This window comes from Hyphomicrobium sp. D-2 (assembly GCF_029872155.1).
Taxonomy (GTDB): domain Bacteria; phylum Pseudomonadota; class Alphaproteobacteria; order Rhizobiales; family Hyphomicrobiaceae; genus Hyphomicrobium_A.
Map to the genome: position 1 here is coordinate 13,145 of NZ_JARXLA010000005.1, position 21,369 is coordinate 34,513.

A 21,369-nucleotide genomic window follows, 5' to 3' on the forward strand; every position below is an offset into this window, starting at 1 on the left:
CCTCGCCGGTTCGAATATATGCAATCACGTGCGCGGGGCCGCCTGCTTGACCAGGGCCTCCACGTGCGCGCGATCGGAGGCCGCAATCATGGCAAAAAGGAAGCGGCGTGCAAACTCCGACGCTTCGGGGCCAACATTGGCAAGCGCTGACGCCATGTGTCGCGTTTGCAGGGTAATGAGCTTTTCCGCCAGACGCCCGCCTTTGGTGCTGACAAACAGGCGCCGCTCACGCCGGTCGTCATCACCGGTGCGTTGAATAATAAAACCTTTATCGATGAGCTGTTTCAGCACACGGGCAAGGCTCTGCTTGGTGATGCGCAGAATATCGAGCAGATCGGCGACCCGCAGGCCGGGATTGCGATAGACGAAATGCAGCACCCGGTGATGCGCGCGCCCGAAGCCATAGGTTTCGAGTATCGCATCGGGGCCGCCGGTGAAATCACGATAGGCGAAGAACAGCAGCTCGACGCAGGCGACCAGATCATCCGGCGATGCGACACCTGCCGGAGCGGCCATTCCCGAGGCTGCTCCGTTATCCGAGCTCTCCCCCTGTGCCCTGCGGGAGGGGGTGGATGCAGCCTTGGTGGCGCGCGCCCTGCGGCGACCCGATGTGGCGTCGGACGTTATGTCAGTCATGTTGACTTATTTGGCCTCGATTGATAGTCATGACAAGTGATTTCGCGCAGGTGGTGGCGTGCTCGCCCAGTCTCTCAAGTCCGCGCTTTCAGGCTACATCAAGGGGTTTCCGGGTTAATTTGCCCGGCCTTGCATCGGATGCTGAAGCGCACTGGATAAACTTGGGAACGGTGCACACCTTAAGCCTTGTGGTGATCTGGAAGGGCAGTCTGGATCGCTTCTAATTTGCGCCGATTACACCAACCACCTTCAAAATTCACGAGAACAATCGCCAAGCCAGCCTTACCTAGGTTACCCGCAGTCGGTTACTAGCAATCCTGGCGCGAAAGTCTACGGAGAGAACACAGGATGTCAGGGCCAACCCCTTTCCACGATCGCGACGGTCTCATCTGGCTTGATGGCAAGATGGTGCCCTGGCGCGAGGCCAACATTCACGTTCTCACCCACGCGCTGCACTATGGCAGCGGCGTGTTTGAGGGGCTGCGCGCCTATGGCGGCGAGATTTTCAAGCTTTCGGAGCATTCCCAGCGTCTGATCGACAGCGCCAAGACGCTCGATTTCGACATCCCCTATACGGTGGCGGAAATCGATCAGATCTGCCGCGATGTCGTTGCGGCCAACAATCTGTCCGATTGCTACATCCGCCCCATCGCCTGGCGCGGTTCGGAGCAGATCGGCGTGGCGGCGCAGGCCACCAAGATCCACCTTTCCGTGGCGGCGTGGGAGTGGGGTTCCTACTTCCCGATGGAGCAGCGCCTGAAGGGCATCAAGATCACGATGGCGAAATACCGCCGTCCTGACCCGGCCACGGCGCCCTCCACGAGCAAGGCAGCTGGCCTTTACATGATCTGCACCGTTGAGAAGCACCGGGCCGAGAACGCGGGCTTTGCCGATGCGCTGATGCTGGACTGGCGCGGCCGCGTGGCCGAGTGTACCGGCGCCAACATCTTCTTCGTCAAGGATGGCGTCATTCACACGCCGGAAGCCGATTGCTTCCTGAACGGCATCACTCGCCGCACGGTGATCGATCTGGCCAAGAAGCGTGGTTATCAGGTGATCGAACGCGCGATCATGCCTGAGGAGTTGAAGGACTTCACCGAGGTGTTCGTCACCGGCACCGCAGCTGAAGTGACGCCGGTCTCGCAGATCGGTGAGCACACCTATACTCCGGCTGAGATCTCCAAGAACCTGCTGAACGATTACACTGCATGCGTGCAGCCTTCCCGTAAGGCGGCAGAGTAAGCAGCTACAACGCTTTCGCGCGTTGAACTTTCACAGCTCTAAAGCAAACGCCCGCCGGATTGGCGGGCGTTTTCGTTTGCATCAGGGAAAGGGTGTTGGCCTCTGTGTCGCGTAGCATGACCCCTATGACGGGTTTTGCACCCGTGCGAACAACAACTGGCCGATGAGGCCGCAGGTTGCCATTATGGTCGTGCCGATGGTGAGCAGCGTCATCTGGCTGATACCGGTACCGGCCATTGATCCAACCGCTGCAATCAGCGCGGTCCAGAACAGGGCGGGAAAAAGGGCTATAATCAGCAGGCCCACGAAACGATAGTCGGTTGATGGGAGATCGGCGGCAATCGTTACAGCTCTTGCTGTGGCAACTGACATTCAAAAACTCCCACCGTTAGACGTTGAAGGGTCAACGAACTTGGGAGGGTATGATCGGGCCCCTCAAGGGTACGCTAACGGAATAGAAAAAGTTCAAAGCAAATTTTCGATTGAGCTACGGCCCCGCCTGTAACGGTGTCCAGAAGCCACAAAAATCAGTCAATGTGCAGGTGCTGAAGCAAGTGCAGAAGGTTGAACGATGATTAGCGGGTCAGAAACAGGCACCGCCCGCGCAGCGCCGGATTTGCAGCATCTGGACGCGATTATTGTCGGTGGCGGTCATAACGGCCTGACATGTGCGGCCTATCTGGCTGGCGCCGGTCTCAAGGTGCTGGTGCTTGAGAAGAATGCCGCTGTTGGCGGTGCTGCGTTCACCGAGGAGTTTCATCCCGGCTTCCGTAACTCGGTCGCGGCCTATACGGTCAGTCTGCTGAATCCCAAGGTGATCGATGATCTTGAGCTTGTGCGCCATGGGCTGCGCATCGTGCATCGTCCGGCGGCAAACTTCTGGCCGGTGGACGATAAGCGTTATCTGCTGATGCGCGGCGGGCTGTCCGAACGACAGGCGGCTGTCGCGCAATTCTCGCAGGCCGATGCCGGACGGTTGCCGGCCTATGACGCGATGCTTGAACGCGCTGCCGATGTATTGCGCGATCTTGTGCTCACAACGCCTCCCAATGCTGGTGGTGGCATCACCGAACTGATCAAGGGCGCTGGACTGGGGCGGCGCATGATGGCGCTCAGCCTCAATGAAAAGCGCGTGCTGCTGGATTTGTTCACGCGCAGCGCATCCGATTTTCTCGATGGCTGGTTCGAGAGTGATGTCGTCAAGGCGGCGTTCGCATTCGATGGCATTGTCGGCAACTACGCAGCGCCATCGACGCCCGGCACCGCCTACGTGCTGCTGCACCATTGCTTCGGCGAGGTGAACGGCAAGCGTGGTGCGTGGGGGCACGCTATCGGCGGCATGGGTGCAATCAGCGCTGCACTCGCCGCTGCCGCCACGCAGCGCGGCGCATTCATCCGCACCGATGCCAAGGTTGCGCGTATCATCACCCGCAATGACGCCGCGGTTGGTGTCGAGCTGGCGGATGGCGAACAGATTTTCGCGCGTACAGTCGTCGCCAACGTGCCGCCGAAGCTGCTGTTCCGCGATTTGATTGCGCCCGATGCCGTGCCATCAGAAACGCGCGCGCAGTTCACCGGCATGAAGGCCGGTTCCGGCACGTTCCGCATGAATGTTGCGCTGTCCGAATTGCCGGATTTCACATGCAGGCCCGGAACGCAGCAGCAGGATCACCACGGCGCCGGTATCGTCATCGGGCCGACGCTGGATTATCTCGAACGGGCCTATCTCGATGCGCGCCTTGAGGGCTGGTCGCGTGAGCCGGTGGTGGAGATGCTCATCCCATCGACGATCGACGATACGCTCGCGCCGCCCGGCCAACATGTTGCGAGCCTCTTTGTGCAGCACGTTGCGCCGCATCTGCCCGCTGGCAGGAGTTGGGCAAATGCGCATGAGAAGGCAGCGTTCGCTGACGTTGTCATCAACACCGTGAACCGCCACGCGCCGAACTTTGCCGCGTCGGTAATCGGACGGCAGGTTCTGTCGCCGCTGGATCTGGAAAACCGCTTCGGCATGATCGATGGCGATATCTTCCACGGCGCGCTGTCGCTCGATCAGCTTTTCTCGGCACGCCCGCGGTTGGGCTTTGCCGACTATCGTTTGCCGCTTGCAGGGCTATATCTGTGCGGGTCTGGCGCGCATCCCGGTGGTGGTGTCACCGGTGCGCCCGGCCATAACGCAGCGCGCGAGATACTGCGCGATCTGTCCGGGCCGCTGCGGGCATGGACGCGCCGTTCGCGACATAGGAAGGGTTAGGCCGTGGCAACTGTCTATGTCTGCGAAAGCGTGACCCTCGACGAGGACGAGCTGAAAGAGCGCTTCGTGCGTTCCTCCGGCCCTGGCGGACAGAACGTCAACAAGGTTTCGACGGCGGTTGAATTGCGGTTCGATGTTGGCTCGCCCGCGCTTCCCGGTGAGGTGCGCGTGCGGCTGCTGCGCATTGCCGGCAAGCGCGTCAACGAGGAGGGTGTGCTTGTCATCCGCGCTGAGCGCTTCCGCACGCAGGAACGCAATCGCGACGATGCGCGCGAACGACTGTTCGAGCTGATCCGTGAAGCATGCGTGGTGCCGAAGCGGCGCGTGAAGACGAAGCCGACGCGCGCGTCGAAGGAGAGGCGTCTCGATAGCAAAACACGCCGCAGTACGGTGAAGCGGTTGCGCACCGGCAAACCGGACTTAGGCTAATCTTCGTTTCGAGCTTTAGCGCTGCAGTTCTGCGAATCAGGCGGCTGATCCAGGTCGCCCCTGCAAATGCGGACACGCAATGCGTGCGCTGCATGCAAGGCAATATTTTCCCATGTGTTGGCGGCGGCGATTTATCCGGAATCTGCAGCGTGACATCTGCGCGGGTCGATCCTAAGACATTAACCGCGTGTGGGGCGTTAGACCATGATCGCTTCGGACCCTATCAGTCCGGAGCGTGAATCATCGGTCTCATCAAAGGGCCAGATCAAAGGGCTAGAGTTGGATCGCGATTCAAAGAAAAGCGATCATGCTCTAGGCCGTAGATTCGGCGCGATGGCGCGCGGCGGGGCCGTCGTCGGAATCATCAGCTCAGGGATGCAGGGGAAGACGACAATGAAGCTTGCGAAAGTTGCCATCGCGATGGCCGCGTTTGCGACAACGTTTGGCCTCACGGCCCACGCGCAGAACGACCGCGCACCGCTTGGGGTCTGGATCGATCACACCGGACGCGGCGCCGTAAAAATCTCTGAATGCGGCAAGGCGTTGTGCGGCAAGGTCGTATGGGTTGCCGATCAGGCCAACTCTAAGGGTTGTGGCCTCGATATCATTGGTGACGTGAAGCCAATGAGCGATGGCACCTTCGATGAGGGCTGGATCTACGATCCTGACAACGACGCGAAGTTCGATGTGCAGTTGCAGCCATTGCGCGACGGCACGATGAAGGTGATCGGCTACAAGGGCATCAAGTTCTTCAGCCGCAGCTTCATCTGGAAGCCGGCACCGGCAGACCTGCCGCTTTGCGTCACTGAATAAAGCCCGCGCACACCGGTAAACGGCTGTCCGTTCCGGCTTGGCGTGGCCAAGCTTGCTGCCCAAATATGAATTCGGCCGATCCCGCAATGAGCGGGGCCGGCCGATTTTTTTATCCGGATGGGAGTAGGCGTGGCCAAGCCGTCAGGCGGCCGCCAGATTGGGGTGGGCATCGCCAGGCAGCAGCGCCCGCGCGCCGAATGGCACGATGTTGCCGTTGAGCGCCTCGTTCAGCGCCAGCAGAAACCGCTGCGGGTTGAACCCGCGCTTGCTGTTGAGGCGCATGTTGGCGGCGATGGCAATGGACGGCGCCATAAGCGTGTAGCCGTTTTGCAGCATCATGCTGTGCAGGCGGCGGGCGCCAAACACTGCCACAAGGTGCCGGAAGCGCAGGAATGCGGCCAGCGCCTGCTGTGGATCGGCATGCAGACGGCGTTGCAGGGTCGCTCGGGCAGCGTCTAGATCAGTGTCGGTGGCGCCGTTGAGCAGCACCAGCCCGTGGCCCGATTCGATCAGTGAGCGCATCGCTGCGGCAAGATCCGCCGCATTCGAAGCTGGCACGTCGCTGAGATCGAAGGTCGTCGCCATTGGTTCGGCTCCGGTGGTTGTACGCGTCGCCGCGCTTGCGGAGACGTAGGTTACTGTTTTGATCCGCCACCCCCAGTGGGCCAGCGCCGGAGTTATGCCCCTGGCCCTTGGCGAATGTGCGGCACGCTCGTGTTCGTATGCGGCAGATTTTTGTCAGCTTACGGAGGCAGAATGTCCCACAGGCGCCATGTGGGGCTGTTACCTGTGGAACTGTGGCCGCACGGTCACGATGGAGAGCCACACAGTGCCAAATATGACGCCAGAATCGCCTCGCCACTGAAAACGCCTAGATTCTAGCCACGCTATCGCTGCTGCATCTGGGTGATGGAAAAGCACCGCCCGGCGCCGTATTCAGATGCGGTTCAGGCCCCCTTGGTTAATTTCGGGCTTCGGGCGCAATGATTGTGACGGTGAGACGGTGAGGACGACCATGAAACGGAAGCTACGGATGTTCGGGTTTGCGCCGGTCGCCACGCTGATATTCGGACTCACCGCCGCCGCGCTGCCAGCATCCGCCAACTGCGACTGGTACGTGAAGACCGCGCTGGAACAGCAGCAGCGTAATCTGAAGCATCGGTGCGAGCTGTCGGGCGCGGAATGGTCGGGCGATAAGGCTGCCCACGCGGCATGGTGCGCATCCGTTAGCCCCGACACCTCGCGCGCCACGGCCCAGAAGCGCGAGGCTGCACTGACTGCCTGCGCCGCCAAGTGAGCGTGCGTGCCGACCAATCTCCACGTCGGATTTCGCCGTCGGGGCAGAATAGGCGTGGATTGCGGTGTGTTCAGATGGCGCCGGGGCATCGGCACCGGGGTGGTGCTTGTAGTATGGGCATCGCATTGAGTCGCGGAACCGCGCCCTCGTTTGGACATATTGCGAGGCAACATGCCCGATTGGGGATTTGGGTGAAGCACGTCTAACCTTGGAACGGTTGCGCGCCAAAGGCGGCTCCGGACCACCTTCGGCCGCCATGTTCCCAGAGCCATCCTCGCCACGGATAAACAGATGAATCCCACCGATCTTGCCCAGGAAGCCATCGGTCCGCCGACGGCGCACGGCTTTTCGTTCCTGGAACTGTTCCTGCAGGCCCACATCGTCGTGCAGCTCGTCATGGTCGGGCTGGTCATCGCCTCGATCTGGTCCTGGGCAATCGTCATCGAGAAGTTCTTCGCGTTCCGCAAGGCACGCGCCGAGTCCGATCGGTTCGAGCATATGTTCTGGTCCGGCCAGTCGCTTGACGAGCTCTATTCGGCTCTGTCGCGTACCAAGCCGATCACCACGGCGGCGCTGTTCGTTGCTGCGATGCGCGAGTGGAAGCGCTCCGTCGAGGGCAACATCCGCGCCATGGGCGGCATCCAGTTGCGCGTTGAGAAGGTGATGGACGTCACCATCAGCCGCGAGATGGAGCGCCTGGACCGCCGGTTGCTGTTCCTCGCCACCGTGGGCGCGATCGCGCCGTTCGTCGGACTGTTCGGCACCGTCTGGGGCATCATGACCAGCTTCCAGGCCATCGCCGTTTCCAAGAATACCAATCTGGCTGTCGTTGCGCCGGGTATCGCCGAAGCGTTGTTCGCCACCGCGCTGGGCCTGCTGGCGGCTATTCCAGCCGTTATTTTCTACAACAAGTTCTCCGCCGACAGCGCGCAGATCAGCCAGCGGCTTGAATCGTTCGCCGACGAGTTCGCTGCCATCGTATCGCGCCAGATTGACGTTAGAAGTTGAGACTGCGCGCCATCGGGCGGCAGCAAGACGGAGATCCGATAATCCATGGGCGCTAGCGTCAGGATGAACAACGGAGGCGGTGGCAAACGCCGCCGCCGTGGGCGCCATGCTCCGATGGCCGAGATCAACGTCACGCCGTTCGTCGACGTGATGCTGGTGCTGCTGATCATCTTCATGGTCGCAGCACCGATGCTGCAGGTGGGCGTGCCGATCGAGCTGCCGCAGGCAAAGGGCAAGCAGCTTGAATCCAACAAGGAACCGCTGGCCATCAGCGTTAAGGCGGATGGCAGCGTCTACATCGGCGAGACCGCAGTCGACCTTGAGGAAATTGCGCTGAAGCTGAAGGCAATCGCCAAGAACGGCTACGACGAACAGATTTTCGTGCGCGGCGACAAGGGCGTTTCCTACGGCACCGTGATGCGGGTGATGGGGCGCATCAGCGCTGGCGGATTCCGCAAGGTGTCTCTCGTAACCGAAGTGGAGGATGGAGGCTGATGCGGTGACCGTGAAACTCGCGCTCCACTGCGTCGAAACCGATTGTGACTTTCGCGACGCTCACATGCGCGATTTTCGAATGCCCAGATCTCCGGTCGAGGGATCTGAGTTTGCTTCGTTTTCCGGCGATAACCGCTGGCGAGCTTTAGTATTGGGACGCTAGCCGTGTACCGCGGTCTCTTCACCTCGTTTGCAGGCCACGCGATGCTGCTGGCATACGCGCTGTTTTCGTTCAAACAGGCGCCGCTTGATCTGCCGACCGTGATTCCGATCGAGGCGACGATTGTCACGCCGTCGGAAATCACGCGTCTGAAGCAGGGCGATCCGCAGTCCAAGCAACTCGAAGCGAAGGCGAAGGAAGAGCCCGAGCCTCAAATCTCAAAGAAAGAGGCTGAGAAGCCCAAGCCGGTGACGGCACCGCCGCCTGCTGCCGAACCGCCGCCGCCTCCGCCGGAGCCCGAGCCTCCGCAGAAAACCGAAACACCGCCGCCGCCGAAGTCGGATCCGATCGCCGAAAAGCTGGCGGCTGCGCCGCCGCCCGAACCCACTCCACCTGAACCCGAACCGGGGCCAACGCCGGACGAAAAGAAGCTGCTTGAGGAAAAGATCGAGCAGGAGCGCAAGGCGGAAGAGGCGAAGAAGCAGGCCGAAGAAAAGCGCAAGGCCGAAGCCAAAAAGAAAGCTGAAGCTAAGAAAAAGGCCGAGGCGAAGAAGAAAGAGGACGAGCGTAAGCGCAAGCTGGCTGAGGAAAAGCGCAAGGCCGCGGAGAAGAACAAGTTCGACGCCGACAAGATTGCCGCGCTGCTGGACAAGACGCCGGACAAACGCGGTGCGCCGCAGTCTTCAACGCCGCCGACCAGGCCGACCGACTATACCGGCCCCACCGCAGGTGAGCGGCAGGGCAACGACACCGTTTTGTCCGCACGCGAGCAAGACTTGCTGCTGTCGATGATCAATCGCCAGCTTGAGCCGTGCGCGCGTCTGCCGGGCGGTGGCGGCGGTCCCGATACGCCGATTGTCAACGTGCGCTTCCAGCTCAATCAGGACGGTTCGTTGAATGGCGAACCGGTGGTGCTGGGGCGGCAGAACACGCCGCTGTTTGCCATTGCCGCCGATGCATCCGTCCGGGCCGTCAAACAATGCGCGCCATTCCAGCTTCCGCCGGACAAATATGGCGCCTGGAGCACGGTAACCTGGGCCTTTGATTGGCCCGTCATCCTCGGTCTTGTGCAGCGATAGGAATGCGCGAGGGCCTGGAGCATTTTCCGACGAAGCTGACGCCGTTCGTCGAAAGAAAATGCGACCAATCAAAAATCCAGGGCGTGCGATCCGATTCTATCGGATCGCAAAACGCCCCAGTTTGATGCTAAGCAACCCTCAGCGACAAAGGGTTCGACGACATGCAAAACGCGAAGCAGACGGTTGCAGCAGGTGGACGCGGAAATTCCGTGCGGCACGTATGGGCACGATTGGGGGCGTTGGCGCTTCTGATGGCCGGAGTGCTGTCGACGCCGGTATTCGCGCAGCGCCCTGACGATAGCTACAAGGGCCCAGGGGCTGGAGGTGGTTTCGATAGCCAGCTCCAGCAGATGCAAGCCCCGCCGCCGCAAATGAGTGGCGGTGGTGGCGGACTTTCGGGCGGCACTTCCGGCGGTGGTCTGCAGGGACGCCAGACGCAGGGCACCATCGCGCCAATCCCGATTGCGATTCCGTTCTTCCTGGGGCCCGATCCAAAGCTGGCGGCGGATGTCGCCGAGGTTGTGACCGCCGACTTGGGCGGCTCGGGTCTGTTTGATCCGCTCGACCGTGCGTCATTCCTGGAGCAGGTGCGGGACGTCAACGCCGCGCCCCGCTTCGGTGATTGGCGCGCCATTCGTGCCGATGCTCTGGTCGTGGGTGATGTCGCGCGCGGCCCCGATGGGCGAATCATTGCGCAGTTCCGGCTGTGGGACGTGACCACGGGCAAGCAGTTGGCTGGGCAGCGGTTCGCAACCGCGCCGCAGAACTGGCGTCGTGTCGGTCACATCATCGCCGATCAGGTTTACAAGCAACTCACCGGTGAATCCGGTTACTTCGATTCCCGCGTAGTTTTCGTCGATGAAACCGGCCCGAAAGATCGCCGCGTGAAGCGTCTGGCGATCATGGATCAGGATGGCCACAACGTGCGCCTGCTGACCAAGGGCAACGAGCTGGTGCTGACGCCGCGCTTCAGCCCGACGAATCAGGAAATCACCTTCATGTCCTATACGAGCGGACAGCCGCGGGTGTTCCTGATGAATCTGGAAACAGGGCAGCGCGAAGTCGTCGGCGATTTCCCGGGCATGACGTTTGCGCCGCGATTCTCTCCGGATGGGCAGCGCATCGTGATGAGTCTGCAGTCGGACGGCAATTCAGCGATCTTCGAAATGGATCTGCGCAGCCGACAGCGGCGCCAGCTCACGCCGGGCACCTCGATTGATACGGGGCCAAGCTATTCACCCGATGGCCGGCAGATCGTGTTCGAGACCGATCGCGAAGGCACCCAGCAAATTTATGTAATGAATTCCGATGGTTCAGGTGCACATCGGATCAGTCGCGGTGAGGGGCGTTACTCAACGCCCGTGTGGTCGCCACGCGGCGACTACATCGCCTTCACCAAGCAGTATGGCGGCCGCTTCCTTATCGGCGTCATGCGTCCGGACGGCACCGGCGAGCGTGTGTTGACCGAGGGCTACCACAACGAGGGCCCGACCTGGGCGCCGAACGGCAGAGTTCTGATGTTCTTCAGAGAATCGCAGGGCGCGAACGGCGGAGCACAGATCTTTTCGGTCGATTTGACCGGCTACAACGAGCGAATAATCCGTACGCCATCTTTCGCGTCGGATCCGGCTTGGTCACCGCTCCTGAATTGATACGGCATTTAACTTGGTGTTAACCATTTCAGATGCTGTATTATGCACAAGTGCTCCGAGATTCGTTTGGCGTTTTTCATATGCAAGAACAACGACTTGCGAATGTCGGGGTAGTGCTGCGCGTGCCGTTTGAAAAGGTGTGAAATGGAGTTGCATTTTCGCATCTACGTGGTTGGAAAACAGAGGGATAATCGCCTCTGTTCTTGATCAAGACGAGCCGCGCCAGTACGCCAATATATGGCTAGTGCCGATAAAGCATCAGGAGATTACCATGCAGGTGAAGGGGCTGATCGTTTTGTCAGCAGTGGTTGCGGCCATTGCGCTAAGTGCTTGCCGCCGTGAAGAACCGGTGCCGTTGAAGCTGGGCGCCGAACTACCTGTCGCCACGCAGCCCGCTCGCTAAGAGCCGGGGCAAGGCCAGGACAACATTAGGAGAAAAAGCTATGAAGAGTGCACTCGTACTCGCCGCCGTCGTTGCTGCTGTTGCTCTGGGCGCTTGCCGTCGTGAAGAGCCTGTTCCGCTGAAGCTCGGCGCCACTGACCTGATCACCACCGAAGTTGCTCGCTAAGCATTCCGCTTAGTGAGTGGGGACATTTAGCCTACTTACCTTTTTAGGAGATACGACGATGAAGGGGGCCATCCTTGTTGCGGCCGTTGCTGCTGCTGTTGCTCTGGGCGCTTGCCGCCGTGAAGAGCCGGTTCCGCTGAAGCTCGGCGCTACGGACGTGATCACCACCGAAGTTGCTCGCTAATTTGTGAGCTAACTTCCTCTCAGGTTTCCTGAGGGCGATTTTTAAGGCCGAGGCTAGCGTGAAGAACGCTGGCCTCGGCCTTGTCGTTTTTGGGGTTGTTTCTGCGTCGCTGCTCCCGGCTTCGTCTCTGCGTTGTCGCCGTATCGCGATTGGCTATCGGGCGAGTACGGCTCCAGCCTCGCAGGCGCACCCCTCAAAGCTCTGGCCTCGCTGGTCCGCCCCTCGCAGGCCACCCAATTTTCCCGCGCCCGCGGCCTCTGACGGTAAGCCGATATGGACGTTGGGCTGATCCGCGGATCGTTTGGTGTGGCGCCGCGCCTTTCCTGCTGCACGGCCAGCTGTGATTCGCCTTCGTGCGCTGCCCGGCCTAGATGGGCACTCTCGCCGTCTGAAATGTGGGCGGCGCTGTGCTGTGGCGGGCGAAGGCACAGGCGACTGCTGGCCTGCAACTGCTCCGATCGATGGATGGATGGTCGCCGAGTCGGACTGCTCGGATCAGGAATTGCGCGTACGTAGCTCCCAGCCCAGATGGTGATGGGCGGTTGATGCGGTCGAGGCCTCATCAGCGTCGCGCGGAACGGCGCATCAGTCAGCTTTCTGTCATGCTGAGCGGCGCCCTGACCGTTCGAGTGGCCGTGCGGAGATCAAGGGGACGACCGGCAATTGGGTAACGGGCGGTTCCTCGCAGTTTCCGATCCGTTGTCTGATTCTCTGGCTGGCAATCGACGGGCCGCAAATTCACCAAGCCTTGGCTGCGAGTCGGCTGCACCTTACGCCGCGTTTGGTACCGGACGCTGAGCACACCGATGCTCCGCAACGTCACGCTGGATGCAGCCCGCAACGCCCATCTCCGGTTGCCCGTCACCTCCCGGTTAACCCCATGTTAGTTCCCGAGCCGGGTAACACATGTGTGCAAACCGGACACACCGGGGCCTTTGGTCGCCGCGCGCGATGACTGCCCACCGATTATTTTGTTGCATACGGACCTTCGCCGGACGAATCGGAGCAAGGTTTCGGAAATTGCTGGGTGGCCACAATTTGGTACGGCCAATGGGGTAGCCCATGCAGAGGGAAACAGTCGCCCGCTTGCGGAGTTGTTATGCGGGCTGACGAAAGGGATTTTCATGGCGTCGACAACTTGGTTCGCTCGTGGGACGCGCCTGCTCGCCGTCGTTCTTTTAGGAGCGTTGGCTGCCGGCTGCGCCAACAATGAGAACCAGCCCAACTCGCAGTTAACCGGCCGTGATGGTTCGGTCGCGCCGGGTACGCATCGCGACTTCTCTGTGAATGTGGGTGATATCGTCTACTTCACAACCGACAGCACGGATCTTACGCCGGAAGCTGTTGCAACCCTGCAGAAGCAGGCGCAATGGCTGCAGCACTATCCGCAGTACACGGTGACGATCGAAGGCCACGCGGACGAGCGCGGTACGCGTGAATACAACATTGCGCTGGGCGCACGCCGTGCCACCACGGTGCGCAACTTCCTGGCGCAGAACGGCATCAACGGCGCGCGTATCCGCACCATCTCCTACGGTAAGGAACGCCCGGTTGCGGTATGTAACGACATCTCGTGCTGGTCGCAGAATCGCCGAGCACAAACGGTGCTGAACTCTCGCACCGCCGGAAACTGATTCCGCCGCTGCGTTGTCATTGGGCCAAGCTTGGCGATGACGGCGACAGGCTGAAACGGCCCGTCTGAAGCAAACATAAAAACACCTCGGGGCAACTCGGGGTGTTTTTTGTTTCTGCGGTCAGTGCCGGAAACGGCGCACCAGCGCGCCCGCGTAATTATGTCGACATGCAACGATTTGGTGTCACGGCCGCACGCCCGCGATTGCTCCCGATGCGCAAATCTGTTGCGTGCATGCCGCACATCCACAACAGCATGTGACATGGGCAAAAACGGCAAAGAATCGCCGCAAACGCTGCGCAATGATCAGCGTGTTTTCAGCGGTTTGTCCGTGGGTGGAATGATGGTTCGTTTGGCTTTTGCGAACAGTCGGTGTGGTTTCGTTGCAGCGTGCTTCGGTGTTGCCGTCGCGGTCTGGGCGCCTGTTGTTCCCGCGTCGGCGGAGCCTTCCCATGCAGGAACTGGCTATTCGTTGTTCAGCGACGAGCAGCGCGCACGCGAGCTCTATCTCGACGGCATTGAAAAGCTGCAGGCGGGGCATGAGGATGTCGCGCGCCGGATGTTTGAAACTGTTGTGCTGCAGTTTCCCGAAACGGGGTCGGCGCAGCGGGCACAGAACGAGCTTTCACGGCTTGCGGACAGCGCGTTTCATTCCGTAGCGGAAGTTCCGGCCATCGCCCGTGCAGGCACGCCGCCGCATTATGCTGAAGCTGCAGCTGTCCCAACGGAAGCTGGAACATTCGATCTGCAGGCGCATGGTCTGGACGCGCGTTACGATGCGGCTGCGGTTGCTGTAACCGGCGAGATGACCACCGGTTCGTTGCCGCTTCCTGTTGTGCAGCAACCGCCGAAAAATCTGTATCAGGGCTTCCGTCCTACACCCGCATGGGATCAGGAGGTGCGCCGGAACGCTTCGATCCAAACGCGGATGCGCCTCGAAGCCGGGGACCGTGTGTTTTTCTCCGCCGGCAGTGCCGAGCTTGGCAGCCGTGCGCGCATGGCCCTCGCAGCGCAGGCGCTCTGGCTGAAGCGCTGGCATGAGTTTGAAGCTACTATCGCCGGATACGCTGACGAGCCAGGCTCCGATGAGGACAACGTGGCTTTGTCGGTCAAGCGCGCCACCGCCGTGCGCCAGCGTCTTATCGATGAAGGTGTTGAGCCTTCCCGTTTGGCTGTCGCGCCTCACGGCCGCTCCGGTCGAGTTGCAGTCTGTTCCGATGCGGGCTGCCAGGCACAGAACCGCCGCGTCATAACGGTGGTGTTCGTCGCCGGTACGCATGCGCGTCTTGGCCTGACGCCGCCGCCGATTGCCACCGCCGCGCGGATTGTTGAGGATGACGCGACTGCGATCCACCACGAACACCGCGCCGGGGCCGACGGACACGATAATTCCGCATTGGTCAGGCAGGTGGGGGTGTCGCGTTGACAACCCTAGCGTGAAATGGTGGCCTAGCGCGAAATGGTGGCTAAAACAGACGCCAAAGCTTGCATAGTCTGGTTTGCGCTTAACGCTAGCAGCGTGCGATTGCATGCATGCCGCAAATTTGCGGCACATAGTTTCATCGAACGCCTAGGGTGCTTCCGGAAAAGTGGGGAACCGGTTTTCCGAAGAGAAGCACGGCAAAACAGACATCTAGGGCCTTTCCGTGGTTCAATGAAATGCTGACAGGCTTTAGATACCAAGTTTCGCTTCAGAATTCAGGTAGCCAAACGCCAATGCTCCGCCACACTCCATTCACCCCGATCCGCCGCGGTGCGCAGTCAGGGCTCCTGCTGGCTTCAGCGTTGCTCGCCGCGCCGTGCCTGTTGACGGCCAATGTGGCGCAGGCAACTGCCGAACAGCCGCTGCGGATTGCTCAGGCAGCTCCGGCGGGGCAGGGCGCACCCAAGGCAGGATCGTCGGCATCGTCCGCAAACTCCGAGGCGGCAGCTTTGCGCCGTCGCATCGAGCAGCTTGAGGAACAGCTTGTCGACATGCAGGTGATGATCGGCACCGTGGAGTCGCTGGCGCGTGGCGGCGGCGGTGGCGCATCCGGCGGTGGCGGCGGCGCTGATGGTCTGCGCCTCGATGGCCTCGAAACACAGATGCGCGCGCTGTCGGCTCAGGTGCAGCAGCTTACCGATCAGATCCGCACGATGGGCGGCAGTCCGCGCCGTTCCGATGCGGGTACGGACAGCAGCGGTGGCGGCTTCGCTACGCAGTTGATGCCGGCGGCGGGGCAACCGGCAGACTTCGGCGCGACGGTTCCTGATACGGCGCGGTTTGGCTCCACGACCGTTACGGCTGGCAGCGGAAACGATCTGATCGGCGGGCTGATCGAAAATGATAGCGCCGCCGGTTCGGCGGGTGCGATGCGCGGAGCACAAATGCCGGGCGGTATTGCTGCGGCGGCCGATCCTGCTCCGGAAATGGCAGCGCTTCCGCCAGCATTCGGCGCAGCTACAGCATTGAATGCCGCCGAGCAAGGCAACGCCAAGCAGCTTTACGAAACCGCCTATGGCTATCTGATGCAGCGCGATTACCCGGCTGCGCAGGGTGCGTTCGAGGATTTTCTGGGCCGCTATCCGCAGGACTCGCTGGCGGGAAACGCCCAATACTGGCTGGGTGAGGCGTACTTTGTGCGCGGCGAATACAAGGCTGCAGCGGCTGCATTCCTGAAGGGCTATCAGAACTACGCCGGTAACGCGCGCGCGGCCGACAGTCTGCTCAAGCTTGCCATGTCGCTGGACCGCCTCGGCCAGAAAGATGCCGCCTGCTCTTCGTTTGGCGAACTTTCGACGCGCTTTCCCAATGCGGCGGAGAACGTGAAGTCGCGGGCCAAGGAGGAGCGTCAGCGCATTGGCTGCGGATAATCCGAACAGCTTAGCGCGTGATGCCCGGCAAGCTGCGGCTGCTCCGGACGATGCCGATGGACGTACCGATGCCGCCGAAGGCTGCGCGGTCGCGGCCGAACCCTTGATTTCGGATGATGCACTGGCGGCGCTGTTTGCGCCGCTAACCGCTTTTGATGCCGTTGTGCTGGCGGTGTCCGGGGGCGGTGATAGCATGGCGCTGATGCATCTGGCTGCACGCTGGCGCCAGCAGTGCGGGAAGCGCTCCCCCAACATCATCGTCGCAACCGTCGATCACGGCCTGCGAGCTGAATCGCGCCGCGAAGCTGAATGGGTTGTGCAGCAGGCGCGCGATTTAGATCTCGAAGCTCATCTGCTGAGCTGGATCGGCGACAAACCCGCCACCGGTATTCAGGATGCAGCGCGCCGCGAGCGCTACCGGCTGTTGGGTGAGCTGGCGAATAGCCTGCCGGAGCGAGGACGGGTTGCCGTTGTTACGGCGCACACTGCGGACGATCAGGCCGAAACGCTGCTGATGCGGCTGGCGCGTGGCAGTGGCATCGATGGGCTGGCGGGCATGGCTCCGGAACGGCCGTTGGATGCCGCCGCAGCCGATGGCGTGATGCTGGTGCGGCCGCTGCTGAGCATCTCGGGAGCATCGCTGCGCGCCACGTTGCAGGCGCGGGGCATCGGCTGGATCGACGATCCCAGCAACGCTGTTGAACGGTTCGAGCGGGTGCGAATCCGCAAGGCCGCACGGCTGCTGGCTGAAATGGGCTTCAGCAACGATCGGCTGGCTGTCAGTGTGCGGCGGATTGCGCGTGCTCGCGCTGCGCTCCTGGAGGCGCAGAAGGAACTGGCGGCCCGTGCGCGTCTCGATCTGCACCGGGGCGCCTACGCAAGTTTCGACCTGACGATCTGGCGGCAGGCGCCGGAGGAACTGCGGCTGCGCATGCTGGGCGATCTGATCGGCCGCTTTGGCGGATCTGCCGTTCCGGTTTCGCTGGCGAGCCTGGAGGATCTGACGCGCCGGGCCAGCGCCGTAGGGTTTGAAGGTGCAACGCTGGGCGGCGCCATCGTCACCCCCCAGGGCGATGAGCTGCGGATCTGGCGCGAGGACGGCCGTGGGCTGCCAGTGCTGACGCTGCAACCCGGCGAAACCGCAATCTGGGACGGCCGCTTCCGCGTCCGGGCCGACATCACAAGCCCGTCATTGGTAGAGGTCAGGGCACTGGGCCGGCCGGCGTTGGCGAATCTGCGGCGGATGGAGGGCTGGCCGGATACCATGCAAGCAGCTCCGGCGGCGACCTTACCGGCGATCTGGCGGGGCGATGAGCTGGTGGCGGTGCCCTTTTTTGCCGATTGGCTTAAGAATGATAAGGGCCATTTCGGGCGCGAGATCGAACTCTATTCGGCCGAATTTCTGGCCTAGAAACGCGATCGCACCGTTATTTCGCGATCCATACAACCATTTGTGGGAACGCCCTAGCTACGTCCGTTCAAGCGACCTTGGCTTTAATTTGTGCGCTGGAGGCAGCTTTTGAGCGGGATCAACAAACTCTGCGGCGGCTGGCCCGTCGCGTTTTTCGTTGGTCGGCGTTAAGCTCCTGGGCAGCGAAGCAGGTGTAAAAAGACGGTGTAACTTGGCATTGCCGAGGCTCACTCCTATGTTAGCGGGAAGCGATGCGCAGACCCGCAGGGACGTCCGGTCAAGGACCGAAAATAGGGTTGGGCTGAGCCATATGTGCGCTCCACAGGGAACGAGATGAACTCAAACTTTCAAAAGCTTGCCATCTGGGTAGCCATTCTGGTGCTGCTCGCGGCGCTGTTCAATCTGTTCAACAATCCGGCCCAGAGCCGTCGCGGCAGTGAAATCACCTATTCGGAATTCATCTCCGCGGTCGACAACGGCAACGTTTCGGATGCCACCATCGCCGGCAATCGCATCTACGGTACGATGCGCGATGGCGGCACGGCCTTCTCCACCTATGCTCCGGCGGATCCTACCCTCGTTGAGCGACTGGAGAAGAAGGACGTAAAGTTCCGTGCCCGTCCTTCCGATGAGGACGTGCCCTCGATCATGGGCGTGCTGCTCAACTGGTTCCCCATGCTGCTGCTGATCGCAGTGTGGATCTTCTTCATGCGTCAGATGCAGTCGGGCTCGGGCCGCGCGATGGGCTTCGGTAAGTCGCGCGCCAAGCTGCTCACCGAGCGTCATGGCCGCGTCACGTTCGAGGACGTTGCGGGCGTTGACGAAGCCAAGGACGACCTGCAGGAGATCGTGGAATTCCTGCGTGATCCGCAGAAGTTCCAGCGCCTCGGCGGCCGCATTCCGCGCGGTGCGCTTCTCGTCGGTCCTCCGGGTACCGGTAAGACGCTGCTTGCCCGCGCCATCGCAGGCGAAGCCAACGTGCCGTTCTTCACCATCTCCGGTTCGGACTTCGTTGAAATGTTCGTTGGTGTCGGTGCTTCCCGCGTGCGCGACATGTTCGAGCAGGCGAAGAAGAACGCGCCGTGCATCATCTTCATCGACGAAATCGACGCTGTCGGCCGTCACCGCGGTGCAGGCCTTGGCGGTGGCAACGACGAGCGCGAGCAGACGCTGAACCAGCTGCTGGTTGAGATGGATGGCTTCGAGGCGAACGAGGGCATCATCCTCATCGCTGCAACCAACCGTCCTGACGTGCTCGATCCGGCGCTGCTGCGTCCGGGCCGCTTCGACCGTCAGATCACGGTGCCGAACCCTGATGTCGCCGGTCGCGAAAAGATCCTGCGCGTACACATGCGCAAGGTTCCGGTCGCACCGAACGTCGATCCGCGGGTGCTTGCCCGTGGCACGCCGGGCTTCTCGGGCGCCGATCTTGCCAACCTCGTCAACGAAGCTGCACTGCTGGCCGCACGTCGCAACAAGCGCTTGGTCACGCAGCAGGAGTTCGAGGATTCCAAGGATAAGGTGATGATGGGTGCGGAACGTCGCTCCATGGCCATGACCGAGGAAGAGAAGCTCGCCACCGCCTATCACGAGGCCGGCCACGCGCTTGTGTCGCTGGTCGTTCCGGGCGGCGATCCGCTGCACAAGGTCACCATCATCCCGCGCGGCCGTGCGCTGGGCGTGACGATGAACCTGCCGGAGCGCGACAAGCTCAGCTACTCCAAGCAGTGGTGTGAAGCCCGCGTTGCCATGGCGTTCGGCGGCCGTATTGCCGAACAGGCGATCTATGGCAAGGAACACCTGAATACCGGTGCTTCCAGCGACATCATGCAGGCGACCAACATTGCCCGCCGGATGGTCACCGAATGGGGCATGAGCGAGAAGCTCGGCCCGCTGCTCTACAATGAGAACCAGCAGGAAGTGTTCCTCGGCCATGCGATCACGCAGCGCCAGAACATGTCGGAAGACACCGCACGCCTGATCGACCATGAGATCCGCCGCATCGTCACCGAGGGCGAAAATACCGCTCGCGAGGTGATCGAGAAGCACCGTCAGGATCTTGAGGCGATCACGCAGGCGCTGATGGAGTACGAGACGATCTCCGGCGAAGAAGTGCAGGCTGTGATGCGCGGCGAGAAGATCGTCCGCAAGAACGACGACGACCTGCCGAAGGATCAGGCCGGCTCGGCTGTGCCGACCGCCGGTGGCCGGTTCCGTCCTTCCGGCGGCATGGAGCCTGCTCCCTCCGCCTGAGGCTAGCCTCCTCGGGTTTACGGTAGCGACAAGAACACGCTAGAAGCGGCCGCGAGACAAACATCGCGGCCGCTTTGTTTTTTGCGAAAGAGGCTCCTTCACCCATGCAGCGCGCCACCTATCTGAAGCCGATCGGATTGTTCCCGGCTCCCGCCGATCCCATCGAGGAAGGCTTTGCGGGGCTGCCACTCGCCGGGCAGGCGCTGTCCTTCACGACGGTTGAACTGGCGGAACGCGATGGCACCCACATAACCCGCCGCATCGTGACGCTGGGCGATGCCATCGAACGCGACTGGGGCCGCGCGACGCTGCTGGCCGCGCAGGATCTGGAAGCCATTACCGCTCCACGTCCGCGCATTGCTGGCCTTGCGCTTGACCGTCCGCGCATCATGGGCATCGTCAACGTCACGCCAGACAGTTTCTCCGATGGTGGTCTGCATGATCAGGCGGAGGCCGCGATCAACCACGCGCTCCAGCTTGCCGAAGAGGGCGCGGATATCCTGGATATCGGCGGAGAATCGACCCGCCCCGGCGCGGCTTACGTGCCGGCGGAGGACGAGCTTGCGCGCGTTATTCCGGTGATCGAAGGTCTCAGAAAGCGCACCGACAAGCTTATTTCTATCGACACACGCAAGGCCGAAGTTATGCGTCAGGCAGCGGCAGCCGGGGCCGATATCCTGAACGATGTTTCAGCGCTGTCGCATGATCCCGATGCGATGCGCATTGCCGCCGCGACCGGGCTGCCGGTGATCCTGATGCATGCGCAGGGCGATCCGCGCACCATGAACGACAACCCGCAGTATGACGACGTCGTGCTCGATGTTTTTGATTATCTGGAAGGGCGCATTGCTGCATGCGAGGAGGTGGGCATTCCGCGCGCGCGCCTGATCGTCGATCCCGGTATCGGCTTTGGCAAACATCTGCACCACAACGTAGCTGTGATGGCGTCGCTGTCGCTTTATCATGCGCTGGGCGTGCCGATTCTGCTGGGCGCATCGCGTAAAAAGTTGATCGACCATATCTGCGATGTGCCCAATCCACGGGACAGAGTACCCGGCTCAATCGCGGCAGCGTTGGCGGGCTCCGCGCAGGGTGTGCAGATTGTGCGCGTGCACGACGTTGCGGCGACGTATCAGGCGTTGAACGTCTGGCGTGCTTCGATTGCCGGCACGGCAGAGGCGCTGCGCTAACGATCAATTATGCCGGGATTTGTGACATCAGGATCGTGCGGTATACATAGAGTTTATACTGCAACCTGATAGAACCTAATTTGATTGTACGACCGCGGGATAGCGGCCATTAGGGCTTGTACTGGCCCATCCGTATGCTCGAAATGAGCGTCTTAAGTCTTTGATTTTGATTCAGCAGAATTGGTGGGTGCAGGCGTCTCACCGCAAATCC

21 protein-coding genes are annotated in these 21,369 nt (G+C 61.4%); 18 read left to right on the forward strand and 3 right to left on the reverse strand.

Translation table 11 applies throughout. The features are described from left to right. Positions 1-24 precede the first annotated feature (24 nt). The gene (locus tag QEZ49_RS10210) at positions 25-516 is read right to left on the reverse strand and encodes a MarR family transcriptional regulator (protein ID WP_245281984.1); all 492 of its coding nucleotides are present in this window, start codon (positions 514-516) and stop codon (positions 25-27) included. 468 nt (positions 517-984) lie between these two features. On the opposite strand from QEZ49_RS10210, the gene QEZ49_RS10215 reads away from it, so the two are divergent. After that, complete coding sequence (locus tag QEZ49_RS10215; protein WP_280386590.1) at positions 985-1,878, forward strand: branched-chain amino acid aminotransferase; 894 nt, start codon at positions 985-987, stop codon at positions 1,876-1,878. Positions 1,879-2,001: 123 nt separating this feature from the next. Here QEZ49_RS10215 and QEZ49_RS10220 read toward each other — a convergent pair whose 3' ends face one another. After that, positions 2,002-2,250 (reverse strand): hypothetical protein, encoded by a 249-nt coding sequence (locus tag QEZ49_RS10220; protein ID WP_280386592.1) that lies wholly within the window; start codon positions 2,248-2,250, stop codon positions 2,002-2,004. Between the two features lie 199 nt (positions 2,251-2,449). On the opposite strand from QEZ49_RS10220, the gene QEZ49_RS10225 reads away from it, so the two are divergent. The 3 genes from QEZ49_RS10225 to QEZ49_RS10235 all read left to right on the forward strand — a co-directional run bounded on the left by QEZ49_RS10225 (position 2,450) and on the right by QEZ49_RS10235 (position 5,374). Continuing rightward, a complete protein-coding gene (locus tag QEZ49_RS10225; RefSeq protein ID WP_280386594.1) occupies positions 2,450-4,132 on the forward strand; it encodes an NAD(P)/FAD-dependent oxidoreductase in 1,683 nt (560 codons plus the stop codon). A 3-nt stretch (positions 4,133-4,135) separates the two neighbouring features. Next, on the forward strand, positions 4,136-4,561 hold the full coding sequence (gene arfB / locus QEZ49_RS10230; protein WP_280386596.1) for an alternative ribosome rescue aminoacyl-tRNA hydrolase ArfB: 426 nt from the start codon (positions 4,136-4,138) through the stop codon (positions 4,559-4,561). Positions 4,562-4,954: 393 nt separating this feature from the next. Beyond that, a complete protein-coding gene (locus QEZ49_RS10235; protein WP_280386598.1) occupies positions 4,955-5,374 on the forward strand; it encodes a DUF2147 domain-containing protein in 420 nt (139 codons plus the stop codon). A 141-nt stretch (positions 5,375-5,515) separates the two neighbouring features. Here the strand turns inward: QEZ49_RS10235 and QEZ49_RS10240 are convergent, their stop codons facing one another. Further along, positions 5,516-5,959, reverse strand: coding sequence for a hypothetical protein (locus tag QEZ49_RS10240; protein ID WP_280386599.1), 444 nt, complete (start codon positions 5,957-5,959; stop codon positions 5,516-5,518). A 430-nt stretch (positions 5,960-6,389) separates the two neighbouring features. Here QEZ49_RS10240 and QEZ49_RS10245 point away from each other — a divergent pair, with 430 nt between their 5' ends. From QEZ49_RS10245 to folP, 14 genes are all read left to right on the forward strand, one after another. Beyond that, the gene (locus QEZ49_RS10245; RefSeq protein ID WP_280386601.1) at positions 6,390-6,671 is read left to right on the forward strand and encodes a hypothetical protein; all 282 of its coding nucleotides are present in this window, start codon (positions 6,390-6,392) and stop codon (positions 6,669-6,671) included. A gap of 291 nt (positions 6,672-6,962) precedes the next feature. Then, the gene (gene tolQ / locus QEZ49_RS10250; protein WP_280386602.1) at positions 6,963-7,679 is read left to right on the forward strand and encodes a protein TolQ; all 717 of its coding nucleotides are present in this window, start codon (positions 6,963-6,965) and stop codon (positions 7,677-7,679) included. A gap of 45 nt (positions 7,680-7,724) precedes the next feature. After that, complete coding sequence (tolR, locus tag QEZ49_RS10255; protein WP_280386604.1) at positions 7,725-8,174, forward strand: protein TolR; 450 nt, start codon at positions 7,725-7,727, stop codon at positions 8,172-8,174. Positions 8,175-8,339: 165 nt separating this feature from the next. Then, the gene (locus QEZ49_RS10260; RefSeq protein WP_280386606.1) at positions 8,340-9,413 is read left to right on the forward strand and encodes a protein TolA; all 1,074 of its coding nucleotides are present in this window, start codon (positions 8,340-8,342) and stop codon (positions 9,411-9,413) included. 371 nt (positions 9,414-9,784) lie between these two features. Continuing rightward, entirely contained in the window at positions 9,785-11,065 is a 1,281-nt protein-coding gene (gene tolB, locus QEZ49_RS10265) for a Tol-Pal system beta propeller repeat protein TolB (protein WP_280387277.1), read from the forward strand. A gap of 271 nt (positions 11,066-11,336) precedes the next feature. Then, the gene (locus tag QEZ49_RS10270) at positions 11,337-11,468 is read left to right on the forward strand and encodes a hypothetical protein (protein WP_280386608.1); all 132 of its coding nucleotides are present in this window, start codon (positions 11,337-11,339) and stop codon (positions 11,466-11,468) included. A 40-nt stretch (positions 11,469-11,508) separates the two neighbouring features. Continuing rightward, positions 11,509-11,634, forward strand: a complete 126-nt coding sequence (locus QEZ49_RS10275; protein WP_272481832.1) for a hypothetical protein — start codon at positions 11,509-11,511, stop codon at positions 11,632-11,634. A 58-nt stretch (positions 11,635-11,692) separates the two neighbouring features. Further along, complete coding sequence (locus QEZ49_RS10280) at positions 11,693-11,818, forward strand: hypothetical protein (RefSeq protein WP_280386611.1); 126 nt, start codon at positions 11,693-11,695, stop codon at positions 11,816-11,818. A 1,124-nt stretch (positions 11,819-12,942) separates the two neighbouring features. Then, complete coding sequence (pal, locus tag QEZ49_RS10285) at positions 12,943-13,452, forward strand: peptidoglycan-associated lipoprotein Pal (RefSeq protein WP_068465088.1); 510 nt, start codon at positions 12,943-12,945, stop codon at positions 13,450-13,452. 342 nt (positions 13,453-13,794) lie between these two features. Then, a complete protein-coding gene (locus QEZ49_RS10290; protein ID WP_280386614.1) occupies positions 13,795-14,877 on the forward strand; it encodes an OmpA family protein in 1,083 nt (360 codons plus the stop codon). A gap of 290 nt (positions 14,878-15,167) precedes the next feature. Continuing rightward, positions 15,168-16,304: a tol-pal system protein YbgF gene (ybgF, locus tag QEZ49_RS10295; protein ID WP_280386616.1), complete on the forward strand. Its 1,137-nt coding sequence runs from the start codon at positions 15,168-15,170 to the stop codon at positions 16,302-16,304. Continuing rightward, complete coding sequence (tilS, locus tag QEZ49_RS10300) at positions 16,291-17,715, forward strand: tRNA lysidine(34) synthetase TilS (protein WP_280386618.1); 1,425 nt, start codon at positions 16,291-16,293, stop codon at positions 17,713-17,715. The genes ybgF and tilS overlap by 14 nt, the downstream gene beginning before the upstream one ends. Positions 17,716-18,048: 333 nt before the next feature. Beyond that, positions 18,049-19,968 carry an ATP-dependent zinc metalloprotease FtsH gene (gene ftsH / locus QEZ49_RS10305; RefSeq protein ID WP_280386620.1) on the forward strand — a complete coding sequence of 640 codons (1,920 nt, stop codon included), beginning with the start codon at positions 18,049-18,051 and terminating at the stop codon, positions 19,966-19,968. A 104-nt stretch (positions 19,969-20,072) separates the two neighbouring features. Continuing rightward, complete coding sequence (gene folP, locus QEZ49_RS10310) at positions 20,073-21,158, forward strand: dihydropteroate synthase (RefSeq protein WP_280386622.1); 1,086 nt, start codon at positions 20,073-20,075, stop codon at positions 21,156-21,158. Positions 21,159-21,369: the final 211 nt, after the last annotated feature.